At 52.9% G+C, this 13629-nt stretch carries 12 protein-coding genes and 1 pseudogene; 11 read left to right on the plus strand and 2 right to left on the minus strand.

The window, feature by feature from the left end; genetic code table 11:
• Window positions 1-7 precede the first annotated feature (7 nt).
• The 11 genes and pseudogenes from FOY96_RS08900 (at window position 8) to comJ (ending at window position 11696) form a co-directional block, all read left to right on the plus strand.
• Entirely contained in the window at window positions 8-2548 is a 2541-nt protein-coding gene (locus FOY96_RS08900; RefSeq protein WP_143346857.1) for a type VI secretion system Vgr family protein, read from the plus strand.
• Window positions 2529-3041 carry a hypothetical protein gene (locus FOY96_RS08905; protein WP_224435103.1) on the plus strand — a complete coding sequence of 171 codons (513 nt, stop codon included), beginning with the start codon at window positions 2529-2531 and terminating at the stop codon, window positions 3039-3041. The genes FOY96_RS08900 and FOY96_RS08905 overlap by 20 nt, the downstream gene beginning before the upstream one ends.
• A gap of 76 nt (window positions 3042-3117) precedes the next feature.
• Window positions 3118-3672: a hypothetical protein gene (locus FOY96_RS08910; RefSeq protein WP_258235810.1), complete on the plus strand. Its 555-nt coding sequence runs from the start codon at window positions 3118-3120 to the stop codon at window positions 3670-3672.
• A 3-nt stretch (window positions 3673-3675) separates the two neighbouring features.
• A complete protein-coding gene (locus FOY96_RS08915) occupies window positions 3676-4116 on the plus strand; it encodes an Ivy family c-type lysozyme inhibitor (protein WP_269473778.1) in 441 nt (146 codons plus the stop codon).
• Window positions 4117-4273: 157 nt separating this feature from the next.
• Window positions 4274-4714: a DcrB-related protein gene (locus FOY96_RS08920; RefSeq protein ID WP_094934688.1), complete on the plus strand. Its 441-nt coding sequence runs from the start codon at window positions 4274-4276 to the stop codon at window positions 4712-4714.
• A gap of 3 nt (window positions 4715-4717) precedes the next feature.
• Window positions 4718-9091 carry an RHS repeat-associated core domain-containing protein gene (locus tag FOY96_RS08925; RefSeq protein WP_269473779.1) on the plus strand — a complete coding sequence of 1458 codons (4374 nt, stop codon included), beginning with the start codon at window positions 4718-4720 and terminating at the stop codon, window positions 9089-9091.
• Window positions 9076-9546, plus strand: a complete 471-nt coding sequence (locus FOY96_RS08930; RefSeq protein WP_094934687.1) for an Imm26 family immunity protein — start codon at window positions 9076-9078, stop codon at window positions 9544-9546. The genes FOY96_RS08925 and FOY96_RS08930 overlap by 16 nt, the downstream gene beginning before the upstream one ends.
• Window positions 9547-9588: 42 nt before the next feature.
• Window positions 9589-10032: a DUF6386 family protein gene (locus tag FOY96_RS08935; protein ID WP_143346859.1), complete on the plus strand. Its 444-nt coding sequence runs from the start codon at window positions 9589-9591 to the stop codon at window positions 10030-10032.
• A 206-nt stretch (window positions 10033-10238) separates the two neighbouring features.
• Window positions 10239-10426: pseudogene (locus FOY96_RS23250) on the plus strand (RHS repeat domain-containing protein); the annotation flags it as partial.
• Window positions 10427-10718: 292 nt separating this feature from the next.
• Window positions 10719-11075: an SMI1/KNR4 family protein gene (locus tag FOY96_RS08950; protein WP_094934685.1), complete on the plus strand. Its 357-nt coding sequence runs from the start codon at window positions 10719-10721 to the stop codon at window positions 11073-11075.
• Between the two features lie 153 nt (window positions 11076-11228).
• Window positions 11229-11696 (plus strand): competence protein ComJ, encoded by a 468-nt coding sequence (comJ, locus tag FOY96_RS08955; protein WP_269473780.1) that lies wholly within the window; start codon window positions 11229-11231, stop codon window positions 11694-11696.
• A 76-nt stretch (window positions 11697-11772) separates the two neighbouring features.
• Here comJ and ychF read toward each other — a convergent pair whose 3' ends face one another.
• Window positions 11773-12867 (minus strand): redox-regulated ATPase YchF, encoded by a 1095-nt coding sequence (ychF, locus tag FOY96_RS08960; RefSeq protein ID WP_010432886.1) that lies wholly within the window; start codon window positions 12865-12867, stop codon window positions 11773-11775.
• Window positions 12868-12993: 126 nt separating this feature from the next.
• Window positions 12994-13578, minus strand: coding sequence for an aminoacyl-tRNA hydrolase (pth, locus tag FOY96_RS08965; RefSeq protein ID WP_143346861.1), 585 nt, complete (start codon window positions 13576-13578; stop codon window positions 12994-12996).
• Window positions 13579-13629 lie beyond the last annotated feature (51 nt).

Below are 13629 nucleotides of genomic sequence, written 5' to 3' on the forward strand. Positions count from 1 at the left end.
AAAGATTATGCTCAACCGAATTACCGTTCAGCTCCCGGTGGAGGGGCTTCTGTTCTGGAAACTGACGGGCCGCGAGGCGATGTCCGAGTCGTTCGCGCTGACGCTGACCGTGCTCGGCACGGACGCGCGCATCGATCGCAGCAAGCTGCTGGGCCAGCCGGTCACGGTGACCATCCCGACGCAGAACCTGCTGACGTCCCGCTATGTTAACGGCAAGATTACCCGCGTGGCGGTCAGCGCCGTCGAGCTGACGGGCACCCGCTATGCGGTGTACCAGCTGACGGTTGAGCCGGACCTGTGGCCGATGAAGCGCGACCGTAACCTGCGTATCTTCCAGGGGCAGACGGTGCCGCAGATTGTGAAAACCCTGCTGGGCGAGCATCAGGTTAACGTTGAGGATAAGCTCACCGGCAGCTACCGGGTGTGGGATTACTGCGTGCAGTATCAGGAGTCGAGCCTGGACTTCATCAGCCGCCTGATGGAGCTGGAGGGGATTGCCTATCACTTCAGCCACGAGGCGGACAAACACACCCTGGTGCTCACCGACGCCGCCACGCAGCATCAGCCGTTCAGCGGCTATGAGGTCATTCCTTACCACCAGACGCCGTCCGGCGGCAGTACGGACGAAGAGGGCATCAGCCAGTGGGCGCTGGAGGACAGCGTGACGCCGGGGATTTACAGCCTCGACGACTATGACTTCCGCAAGCCGAACGCGTGGCTGTTCCAGGCCCAGCAGAACCCGGCGTCGCCGAAGCCGGGCAGCATCGACGTGTACGACTGGCCGGGTCGCTTTGTGGACAAAGGCCACGGAGAGTTCTATGCCCGCATCCGTCAGGAACGCTGGCAGGTGGAGCATCAGCAGATTCAGGCCACCGCCACGGCGGCGGGGATTGCGCCCGGGCACACCTTCACCTTAACCAACGCGCCGTTCTTCAGCGACAACGGCGAGTATCTGGTGACGGCGGCGGGTTACCACTTCGAAGAGAACCGCTACGCCAGCGGCGAGGGTGAAACCATTCACCGCACCGATTTCACGGTGATTCCGTCGACGGTGGTGTACCGTCCGGCGCAGACCACGGCGTGGCCGCGCACCTACGGACCGCAGACCGCGAAAGTGGTGGGGCCGAAGGGCGAGAGTATCTGGACGGACAAATACGGTCGCGTGAAGGTGAAGTTTCACTGGGACCGCCTGGCGAAAGGCGATGACACCAGCTCCTGCTGGGTGCGCGTGTCGAGCGCGTGGGCGGGCCAGGGCTACGGCGGGGTGCAGATCCCGCGCGTCGGCGACGAGGTGGTGGTGGACTTTATCAACGGCGATCCGGATCGTCCGATTATTACCGGGCGCGTGTACAACGACGCGAGCATGCCGCCGTGGGCGCTGCCTGCCGCGGCGACGCAGATGGGCTTTATGAGCCGCACGAAAGACGGTTCAGTCGACAATGCCAACGCCCTGCGGTTTGAGGATAAAGCGGGCGCAGAGCAGGTGTGGATCCAGGCCGAGCGCAACATGGACACCAGCGTTAAAAACGATGAAACGCACAGCGTCGGCGGGGAGCGCAGCCATTACGTGAAGAAAAATGAACTACATCGCGTGGAAGCGAACCAAACCCAGGCCGTGAAGGGCGGAACCGAGATCCTGACGGGGAAAGGCAAGCTGGATGCTGCGGTGGAAGAGTACGTTATTGCTTCCGGGACGAAGCTGCGGCTGGTCTCCGGTGAGAGCGCCATTGAGCTGAACGCTAACGGCAAGATTAACCTGATCGGCAAAGAGTTTAACTTCTTCGTGGAAGGGGATGGGTATATCACCACGGGCGGTAAGCTGCATCTGAATACCTCTGGCACCAAGCCGGGCACAACGGCACCGGGATCGGGGCATAAAGGGGATATTGATGCGGCGGTGCAGGCGAAATTTACGCCGGGAAAGGAGAATAAGGCAGGTGCGGCTGCAAGCGCGCCTGCCGAAACCTCTAAAACTGCAACACCCCCATCATCAGGTGTGCCTTCAAGCGGATATGGCAAGGATGTAGATAGTCTTGTCGATAAATCACCGACCATGAAAAATGACATAGCTACGTTAAAGAAACGAGGCTGGACATTTGAAGAAGGTGAGGCAGGTAAGGGGACGTTTGCCAATCGTCAAAAGCGAGTTATTACCGTTGATAAAAACGAGCTCGGTAATCCGAATGCGGTTGTTCAGTCTTTGTCACATGAAAGTGGCCACGCTTTATATGAACCCAACATTGATTTTTCTTCGCGCGACGCCTATCTCAACAGCACACTCAGTGATGAAGGCGCTGCAACGTTGAACAATATCCGGGTCCAGCGCGAAATCATAGCCAACAAGGGTGGGGATATCGGTATTGCGGGCAATCCGGCAAATCAGACACAATATAATCGTATTTATGATTCCCTCGAACGGGGGGCTATAAAGGAAAGTGAAGCGCGTACGCAGATAGGCCGTATCTTTGGCAAAGGCGAACAAACGTCTACCACAGGGCAATATTACGAAGATTATTATGGCGGTTGGTATGATAAAAATTATCCATAGTCTAAAAACGGGTGCGGTGCTTGCGGCTTTATTAACGACGGGAATGGCAGGAGGTAACATGCAGAAACAGGATCTTTGGCAGTTCATTGCACAAATGAGCGCATCACTCAAAACGTTGTCCGTTAACAGTCTGGATAACGCTCCGTTGTCATTCAGGCTGACAAAACAGAATGAATATATCAATTTCTACAATGCCGACGATATCAAACTGGCGGATGGAACGAACATTACTGCAATTGATTTACGTTTAAGTAAAGAAAGTGACGGTATGGCACCGTTACTGAATTTTTCACCGTCAGGCCAGTGCATCACTCTCGATACCGTTAAAAAGCATTATCCGCAACTGACGTTAACTGATTATCCACGAGGCCGCTCTGAGAACGAAGTGACCAGCTATACAGCGCCAAAAGATATGAATGGACAAAAGGTGAGCTTCAGTTTCACCGTGAAAAATCCTGACTGTCTGGGTTCAGTCGTCATAAGCGCCGAATAAGAAACGCTGCTTCCATGTCCTGGCGATGTTTCCAGTGGTGAGAAGCGCAATCAATATTCATTGAATGACAACTAATGTGAAAAAACATACTCCGACATTTCTTTGTTGTGCCCTGATGTTTACCTGTCTGAGCAGCAATGCGGTTTTGGCAGAAGCTATGCCGCCCGTTCTGACAAAACAGGATTTTTCCGTCAAGGTCAAAGGCCAGCCTGTCGCATTAGGCGACAGATGGACTCCTGATATTGCCCGTAAAATTGACGTGCCGCTTGAAGGCCATTTTGTCGGTGAGGTTCCTTTTGACGGAACGAACTATAAATTCTACCAGCATCAAAAGGATGGTTTAGCAATATTCACTTCCAATCTCTGTTGGGATAAAGCTGAACGAAGCGTTGATGATTATATCGTCTCCCAGATTACTCTGACTGCCTCAGATATTTTAACGCCGCGTGGAGTTCATGTGGGTTCAACAATCAGAGCACTGAACAATGCATACGGCGATGGCCAGGTTGAAAATGATTCCGGGGAGCAGTGGATTTCCTATGAATTGGGTAAGAAATTGCTCTCTTTTGAGGTTAAAGACAGTAAGGTTGTGAAAATAACCATGAATTACGAAAATGGTTCTTCAGAGTGATTTATGACCAAAAAATATCTGGCAGCCGTATTGTGCACGGCTTTATTGGCTGGCGTCGTTGAAGCGTCATCGGCGCTTGAATTATCGCAATACAATAAGCTCGAAACGGTTAGCCGCATCGTTAACGACAGCGAAGTAACAGACAGTCTCAGGACGTTGCTGGGAAATCATTACCAGATCTTTATTGATAACTTTGATGTCTTCGGTGAACCGCATACCACCGCAGGTGGCGGATTGTTTGTTGAAGGCTGGCTAAAAGATCTCTATCTGGAGAACGCGTCAGCGCTGGTTATCGATCCTGACGGCAAAATCTTTGCGGCCTGGGTGGTTCCGGAGTCGGACGTTATTCATTACCAGTTTTCAGATAATAGCCCGGTTATTAATGCCGATATTCAGCAGTGGGCTGCCAGATTTGATGCGATGCATTTTGCAACGAACAACTAATCAAGATTATGCACCTGCGAAATTGGTTGTCAGCAAAGGCGGCCATGTTTTAGTCGAACAGTCAGGTCAATGGCGTAAATAATAAAACAGCCAGCCAGAGGGCCAGCATGGATTGGCCTTTTTGTTTTTCACAATATTAATCATCCCGAGTTCACTTATGAAATACACCCTCCAGGAAGGTTCGTTTTCCCTTTTTCCTGCTGCCTGGCAGGATAACAGCATGAACATTATTCGCGATGACGAAAGCGGGCTGTCCGTGGTGGTCAGCCGCGGCGTTATCCCCGATGGCAGCGACTATGAACACGAGTTCCATCGCCAGTGGGATGTGCTGCGTCCGCAGATGGGCGAAATTGCCCAGAGCGAATTCCGGAACGTAAAAGCCGGGCCTGACGGAAAAATTAACGGGCTGGAAGTTGAGACCACCTTTGACCGTAACGGGCAGCGCCTGTGGCAAAAACAGCTGGCCGTGCAGACGCCGGGCAAACCGGTATTGATGATTTTTACCCTCTCGGCACTCAGGGCATTCACCGAAGAGGACGAGGTGCGCTGGAGCGCGCTTAAGCAGAGTCTGACGCTAAACGACAACCGGAATGTGTAAGGCATGAGCGATAACAAGGCGGCCCGTAAGGGCGACGAGATTATTCACTCCAGCATTTTTGCTGACATCACCAGCATTGTGGCGGAGGGTGCCGCCTATGCGGTGATCGGCGCGGCGGTAGGCGCAGCTGCAACCGTAGCGGCGCCATTGCTGGGCGCAGGGGCGGCCGCAGCGGGCGTGGCGGCAATTGGATCCAGCTGTCTGTTAAGCGGAATTATCGGTGGCGTGCTGGCGAACGTCGCGGGGATCACCGACGATATCAGCAACGCCGCTGAGGGGTTAGGTAATGCGCTTTTCCCGCCGTCGCCTGCGGGTAAAATCACTACCGGTTCCAGTAACGTTCTCACCAACGCAATCCCCGCCGCGCGCGCGGCAGGCACGCTGACGCCCGCCGATACACCGTCCCCCGAGCCGCAGTCGCCGGGCAGCTTTGCCGATTACGCGGGCATGCTGCTATCCGCCGCCGGTCAGTTTGGCAGCGAAATGTGGCAGCCGAGCGTGGCCTCTGCCGCCGCGGGAACCTCGCCGCTGGAAGAGGACAAGGTGGCGTGCGAAAAGCACTCCGGGCCGCAGTATCTGGCGGAAGGCTCTAAAAGCGTCTTCATCAACGGGCAGCCCGCGGTGCGTGCCAAAGATCGCACCACCTGCGAAGGCACCGTTTCCGACGACGTCTCCCCGAACGTGATCATCGGCGGGGACACGCTCACGGTTCGCGATATCAAAAGCGGTAAAACGCCGGGTCTGGCGCTGGGGATGATTGCACTCTCCCTGCTGCGCGGGCGTCCGGGTAAGATCCTGAAAAACATGCCCTGCGCGCTGGCGGCGGCCGGCGGCGGGATGCTGGCCGATATGGCGGTGAATGCCGTGTTTGGCTCCTCGCACCCGGTTCACGCCGCCACCGGCGTGAAGGTGCTGAATGACGACGACGAGCTCGATTTCTCGCTGCCGGGGCGCTTTCCGCTTCGCTGGCAGCGCAGCTATAACAGCCTGACCACCCGGGAAGGGCTGTTCGGTCTGGGCTGGGCAACCACCTTTGACAGCTATCTGGCGCTGGAAGACAACAACGCCACCTGGTTCGACGAAACCGGGCGCGAGCTGAGCTTCGAGCTGCCGCCTGTCGACCGCGCGTTTTACAGCATCAGCGAAGGCATCATTATCCGCCGCAATGAGAGCGGCGACGTGGCGATTGCCGACGATGACGGCGCGGTGTGGCGTCTGTATAAACCGACCCGGGCGAATCCATCTATCCTGCGTCTGGCCTCCCTCAGCGACGAATACGGCAACGCGCTGCTGACGGAGTGGGACGAGCACGGCAGGCTGGTCGGCCTTCACGACGAGCCGCGGGCGATAGACGTCACCCTGCGCTATGACGATGAACGTTTCCCGCAGCGTGTTACCGCTGCCAGCCATTTTGACGGCAGCCAGACATGGCCGCTGATGCAGTGGGGCTACGACGCGCGCGGCCAGCTGGCGAGCGCGACGGATGCCTCCGGCGTGGTGACGCGTGAGTACCGCTATAACGAGCACGGGCTGATGGTCTGGCACCGGATGCCGGGCGGTCTGGAGAGCGAATACCGCTGGAAAAAATTCGATCACTGGCGCGTGGTGGAAAACCGCACCAGCACCGGCGACGGCTGCCGCTTTAGCTACGATTTAGCCGTCGGGCTGACGACCGTCGAGCACTACGACGGCCAGACGCGCCGCCACTACTGGAACGCGCAGAATCTGATTGTCCGCTACGTTGACGAGCGCGGTGAAAACTGGCGCTACGAGTGGAACGAGAACGAGCTTCTGACGCGACGCATCGATCCGCTCGGCAATGCCGTTACCTTCGTCTACGACGAAATGGGCAACCGGGTTCAGGAGATCGACGCCGACGGCAATACCCGCACCACCGCCTGGCTGGAACACCGCGCGCTTCCTGCGGCCATTATTGAAGCCGACGGCAGCGCCACCCGGTTCTGGTACGACGAACATCACGGGCTTAAGCGCGTGGTGGACCCGATGGGGCAGACCACGCAGCTACGCCGGGACGAGTTCGGCCAGGTCGTTGAAGAGGTCGATGCCGCCGGAAACAGCCGCTACCAGGAGTACAACGAGGCCGGGCAGATTGTTCGTTCGACGGACTGTTCCGGGCGTATTACCCTCTACCGCTACCATCCGCTGGGCTGGCTGCTGGCCGAGACTGGCGCCGACGGGGAAGAGACGCGATATCGCTACGACGCCGCAGGGCGTCCGGTGCAGCTCGATCGCCCGGAAGGCTGGACGGAATCGCTCAAATGGAACGAACGCGGCCTGCCGGTGAAGCATGCGGGCGCCGACGGTAAAGAGAGTGAGTTCAGATATGATGCGGCAGGGCGATTAACCGCGACGCGTAATACCCAGGGTGAAGAGGTCCGTCGCCGCTGGGACAGCCGCGGGCGTCTGATTGCCCTGGAAAATGAAAACGGCGAAGCGTATCAGTTCCGCTGGGGCGCGGACTCGCTGCTGCTGGAAGAGGTGGGGCTCGATGGCGTAGCCTCGCAGTATCGCTATGACGCCTGCGGACGCACGATAGCACGCACGTTTGCCGCCGGTCATCCTGAGGCCATCACCCATGCCTTCGCCTGGAGCGCGAGCGGCCAGCTGGTCGCCCGCACCACGCCGGAGGGGCAGACACGCTATCACTACACGCCGTCCGGGCTGTTAAGCCGGATTGGGCTGCATCCTGCGCTTGCAGCCGACGCGTGGACCACCGCGGCAGAGCAGGAGCTGGCCTTTGAGTATGACGCGCTTGGTCGCGTGACGCGCGAGGCGGGCGAGCACGGCGAGCTGGCGTGGGAGTATGACGCGCTGGGCAACCGCACCTCTATCACGCTTCCCGACGGCCGCGAGCTCAAGCAGTTTTACTACGGCAGCGGGCATCTGCTCAGCATTGCTCTCGATAAGCTGTCGGTCTCCGACTTTACCCGCGACGAACTCCACCGGGAGACCAGCCGCACTCAGGGGCTGCTGACCACCCGCAGCGAATACGATCGTCTTGGCCGACTGCATCGCCGGGACGTCTTTACCGGCAATGCGCAGCGCCCGTCGCCGCGCCGCTGGTCCCGCCGCTGGGATTACGACTACCGAAATAACCTGGTGCGGGAAGAGCGGGACGATAACCCGTTCAGCTGGTACCGCTGGCAGTACGACAGCGCCGGGCGCCTGCTCGTTCAGGACGGCACGCTGCCCGGACAGGAGCAGTGGCGCTGGGACGCTGCCGGTAACCCGCTCGAAGGATCCGCTGAGAAGGTCACGCACAACCGCCTGACGCAGCTGAACGGCATTCGCTGGCGCTATGACATCCACGGCCGCACCGTGGAAAAAGAGAACGGCCAGACCCGCTGGCACTACCGCTACGACGGTGAGCATCGCCTGACGGAGGTCATCAGCCAGCCGCGGGACCGCAACAAACCGCAGACGCAGGTCAGCTTCCGCTACGATCCGCTCGGGCGACGCATCAGCAAAACGCGACGCCAGATGCTGGGCGGACAGCCAACCGGCAAGCCGGTCACAACCCGGTTTGTCTGGGAAGGGTTCCGCCTGCTGCAGGAGGTACACGGGGATGTGCCGCTCACCTACGTTTACAGCGATCAGGACAGCTACGACCCGCTGGCGCGTATTGACGGCGTGGATGCTCCGGAGATCTTCTGGTTCCACTGCCAGCCCAACGGCACGCCGGAGCGGATGACGGATATCGAAGGGCAGGTGCGCTGGGAAGGGGTGAACAGCGCCTGGGGCAAGCTGCTGCGGGAAAGCGAGACGCAGGTATCAGGATATTCTCAGAACCTGCGCATGCAGGGGCAATACCTGGACCGTGAGACAGGGCTGCACTACAATCTGTTCCGGTATTATGACCCGGACTGCGGAAGGTTTACGCAGCAGGACCCGATAGGGCTGGCGGGAGGGATAAACCTTTACCAGTATGCGCCGAATGCGCTGGGGTGGGGGGATCCTATAGGTTTAACCGCTTGCAAAAATGGGAGTCCTAAACGGTCAGTGAGAAACATGTCTTTTGCTGACTGGATTAAAAGAAAGGCAAAAGGTGGGAATAACACCCATGTTTATTTAGGATATAGAGACGGTAAACCTGTCTATGTAGGTATCAGTAAGGATGTTGATATCCGTGCTGTGCAGCATGGTGAAAGGTTCGACAAATTAGTTAGAATTACTGAAGAACCGTTAAATCGTGGTCATGCGCGGAGCATAGAACAAGCAGTTATTCACAACAACCCTCATTTTGAGAACTCTATAAATAGCATAAGTCCGACAAGGAAGTTATACTCAGATGCTGTTTCGTGGGGCGAAAATTGGCTTAAAAATAATGGGATTAATGTAAAATGGCCGACAGATTAACAGTAGTGTCAGGAAATGAAAGGCAAAAAAAATGGCCTAAACAAGGTGATTTTTTTTACTTTCAGTTAAATGATGGTCGATTAGGCTATGGTATGGTCTCCTTGGGTAAAATAGATGTCGGTCCATTCAAAAATGCTATAGTTATATATATATATGACTATTTTACATCTTCGCTTCAAGAAGATGCTGTATTGGCAAAAGATAATTTGCTATTGCCGCCAATCATTACTGATAATTCATGCTGGAAAAACGGTTACTTCGTAACATTTAAAACTATCGAAACGAGCGAAGTGGATATCTTACCACAACATTATTTTAAAAACCCTGTCAGAAATAAAATATATGATGAGCATGGCGTAACAATTGACTCACCAACTGAGAATATACCAATCGGTGAAGAGTCGATTCAATTCTATAAAAGCGTTATAAAATCTATAGAAAGCTTTGTTAACTAATAGACTAGGCCGGGGAGATATTTCCGGCCTTTTACTTACGGCATGAGAAAAATCATAAGCATACAAACAGATACTGCCACATTAGTTATTTATGATTTGATGTCATTAAAGCATAGAATTAATGATGATGCAGATTGGTGGAGTCTTCCAGAAGATGAAGTTGAAGAAATAAATAAAGGGAATCTATTATTTCTCAATCTTGGAGATGATGGTGCCTATAAAGTTCATATTAAAAATGATGTTGATGAATATACCGGGTCACTATTTTTAAGCGTACCTTCTGGAAAGGTTTTCATTGGGGCGGGAGAAGATGTCACAGGCGGAGATCTTGAGCCTGATGACTCAGATGCTATTTCAGGTGAGTTCATTTATTTAGACCCTGGTAGTTACGAAGTTAAATATAAAAAGCAAGGTTCAGATGTTCTGGTTTCCTTTACAAAAGCAACGATTACTGGAAACTCATTAGAAGAGGGAGTTTATCTCTGAATGCAAATCCACGCCCTGGCGTGGATTTTTTCATCCAAAAAAATGTTAAACAATTAATTCAGCACGTAGCCATTTATAACAATAGTCTTTTTTCCTTTTGCAGGTGTCTTGCTTATTTTTTTTTCGCGCCTTGCTTACCGTTACCCTTAATAAGCGGTCGTTATACTCGCAACGAACAACTCCACCCTGAGAATAGTCCCCCGTAGCTGCTTACCACCCGCCGCGAGTACTACCACCTTGGTCGACTGCATCGTCGGGACTTCTTTACCGGCAATGCCCGTCGTCGCCGCGCCGCTGGGATTACGACTACCGCAACCTGGTAAGGGAAGAGCGGGACGGTTGCCTGCGCGAAGGATCTGCAGAGAAGGTCACGTACAACCGCCTGACGGAAGTCATCAGACAGCCGCGGGTTCGCAACAATCAAGTTACTTAAATCCGCATCAGGCAGTCTATATGCTAATATAGGTTCTACTCAACGAACCCGTAGAGCTTAGCCTGGAGATTAGTATGCAACGTTGAAACAATAGTTTCATATCAGTTACAAAGAAATGATTGATGCATGTGTTCTAAAACAGCAGGGAAGAAAATCGCTTAGGGATTCGTATAAATATTTTGACCAATAGAAATAGTTTAATAGTAATAATGTTTATTTTATATATGACTTATTAGCTTAAAGGCAAGTTGGTATGGAAAAACAAAATTTAATTGATCAGCTAAATGAAATTGAAAAGCTTATGCACATTTCTTTACCATCTGAATATAAATGCTTTATAATTGAGAACGTCAAGTACGCTGACTTTTATGAAATTCAACGAGCAAATGGTGACCAGCTTTATGTTTTCAATTGTTTTGATTTGCTTGAAAGAAATAATGCATATGCAATCCAAGAGGTTGAGCCTGACCTTTTGTTGATTGGTCAAGATGGTGATCTTGGGTATTTTTTGAATCTGTGCAAGGGTACTGATGATATTTATTCTTTAGATCTTGGAGCATTAGGAAGCCTGGAAATTGATAAAGAAAGTAATAGTATATTTATGTTATAGTTTTGCTTTTATTAAACGCCTAGTTCAGTATTTTGGAAAACCCACGCCAAATCGTGCATTTTTTTAAAAAATAGTTCAAATATAGATTATTTTTTCAGAACTGCCAGATACAACAAAAATAAAATACGATGTAATATTATGAGTGATAAGAGCATGCAAAAAGTAGATCTACTAATTTCACATAGTCAAATAGTGTTACGATCCCGAGACTATGACGAAAAGCTGAGTCAGTGGGGAAAAGGCAATGTTTCTCAAGGTGCTGTTCTACACAAGGATTATGTTATATTCGATCCATTACCAGAGGACGCGTTTGGAGCAAACGTCAATATCAAAATAGAGAATAGTTTTAAAATGGATGAAAATGCTCAGCGCTGTATTGTTGTGCCATTTTTCATTACGGATAAAGATAAGCTTCAAATCGCTTCTGCAACTGAGAAATTCGATTTAAATATAGATGTGAACGATGAAGTTTATTCACTCTTTTATGAGATTTGTGAAGGAGATGAAATTTATTATAATTTCACTCTTGTGCCGGCAAAAGAAGCTATTGCTGCTAAGTTTTTGCTAGATGACCCTTGGGGAGGAATAAAAGATTATCCTCTCAAAGAAGGGATTTTTTAAATTTAGTATTAACCGGGGAATTTATCTCGGAATAAAAATCCACGCCAAAGCGTGGATTTTTTTCATTCAAAACAACTCAAACGTTAAACAAGAAGTTCATCACATCGCCATCTTTAACGATGTAGTCTTTCCCTTCCGCACGCATCTTGCCTGCTTCTTTCGCGCCTTGCTCACCCTTGTAGGTGATGAAGTCTTCAAACGCGATAGTCTGCGCACGAATAAAGCCTTTCTCGAAGTCGGTGTGGATCTTACCGGCCGCCTGAGGAGCTGTCGCACCCACAGGGATCGTCCACGCACGCACTTCTTTCACGCCAGCGGTGAAGTAGGTCTGAAGGTTCAGCAGCTCATAGCCCGCGCGGATCACGCGGTTCAGGCCCGGCTCTTCCAGACCCAGCTCGGCCATGAACTCTTCACGGTCGGCGTCGTCCAGCTCAGCGATGTCGGATTCAACTGCAGCGCAAACCGCCACAACCACAGAACCTTCAGCCGCCGCGATTTCACGCACTTTGTCGAGGTACGGGTTGTTCTCAAAACCGTCTTCGTTAACGTTGGCGATGTACATGGTTGGCTTCAGGGTCAGGAAGCTCAGGTATTTGATCGCCGCCTTGTCTTCTTCAGTCAGGTTTTTCAGCGCGCGCAGCATGCCCGCGTTTTCAAGCTGTGGCAGACATTTTTCCAGCGCAGCCAGTTCCGCTTTCGCGTCCTTGTCGCCGCCTTTGGCTTTCTTCTGCACGCGGTGAATAGCGCGTTCGCAGGTGTCGAGGTCAGAGAGCGCCAGCTCGGTGTTGATGACGTCGATGTCGTCAGCCGGATCCACTTTGTTGTTAACGTGGATGATGTTGTCGTTCTCGAAGCAGCGCACAACGTGGCCGATCGCTTCGGTTTCACGAATGTTGGTCAGGAACTGGTTACCCAGGCCTTCACCTTTGGACGCGCCTTTTACCAGGCCCGCGATGTCCACGAATTCCATGGTGGTTGGCAGAATGCGCTGCGGCTTAACGATTTCCGCGAGCTGGTCCAGACGCGGGTCCGGCATTGGCACAACGCCGGTGTTAGGTTCGATGGTACAGAACGGGAAGTTCGCCGCTTCGATACCCGCTTTGGTAAGCGCGTTAAACAGGGTGGATTTGCCCACGTTTGGCAGACCGACGATACCGCATTTGAATCCCATTTCTAAATCACCTTAATATCTTGATAATCAATCCGTTAACGATAACCGATTGATGAAAAGTAAATAACTACGCCTATTATACACGTAACCCGCATGACGCGCGGTAAAAAAGCCGAATCGGGCGGATTATTGCGCTTTGAAAGCGTGTAAGCGGTTTGTCGCTTTGGTTAACCCATCTTTCAGCCAGATTTCAGTGCAGCGCGCCGCTTCGTCTACCGCCTCGTCAATCAGTTTCTGCTCAGAAACCGGGGGCTTACCGAGTACGAAACCGACAACTTTGTTTTTATCGCCCGGATGGCCGATTCCAACGCGCAAACGGTGGAAATTCGGGTTATTGCCCAGCTTGCTGATGATGTCTTTGAGGCCGTTGTGGCCGCCGTGCCCGCCGCCCAGCTTGAATTTTGCCACGCCGGGCGGGAGATCCAGCTCATCGTGTGCGACCAGGATTTCATCCGGATTGATGCGATAAAACGTTGCCATTGCCGCCACCGCTTTACCACTCAGGTTCATAAAGGTGGTGGGCACCAGTAAACGAACATCCTCGCCAGCAAGGTTGATACGTGAGGTATACCCGAAGAATTTAGGTTCTTCACGCAGGGGAGCACGTAACCGCTCGGCCAGCAGATCGACGTACCATGCCCCGGCGTTGTGGCGGGTGGCCGCATACTCTGCGCCGGGGTTGGCGAGGCCGACAATCAGTTTAATCGTCACGATTCAATTCCTAATGGGTTCCAGATCTGGCGCGTAGTTTACTGTCTGGCG

It is taken from the genome of Enterobacter asburiae (assembly GCF_007035645.1).
Lineage (GTDB): Bacteria > Pseudomonadota > Gammaproteobacteria > Enterobacterales > Enterobacteriaceae > Enterobacter > Enterobacter asburiae_B.